Source organism: Bacteriovorax sp. DB6_IX (genome assembly GCF_000447775.1).
Taxonomy (GTDB): Bacteria; Bdellovibrionota; Bacteriovoracia; order Bacteriovoracales; family Bacteriovoracaceae; genus Halobacteriovorax_A.
The window spans coordinates 1-209 of sequence record NZ_AUNJ01000153.1; the positions used below are offsets into that span (position 1 = coordinate 1).

At 36.8% G+C, this 209-nt stretch carries 1 protein-coding gene; it reads right to left on the reverse strand.

Going from position 1 to position 209, the window contains the following annotated elements; translation table 11 throughout:
* Positions 1-209 (reverse strand): PilN domain-containing protein (locus tag M901_RS04630; RefSeq protein ID WP_034720378.1); only part of this gene is annotated, 209 nt, incomplete at both ends.

Genomic DNA, 209 nt, shown 5'->3' on the forward strand with positions numbered 1-209 from the left:
CTACACTTCTATATGAAACCGCTCCCCCCTCTAAGAAGAGCCTCTTCTCTTTATTTATCGACATTTTATCGAACCAAAGATCTTCCGGTACAATTTTAGATAAGGCCGAAAGAATATTTTTAGGATTCGTCTTCTGCTTTAAGACTTGTTCAACCTGTAGCTCTCGTGTTTTTAATTTCTTAATTTGCTGATCAAAAGCAGTTAAGAGC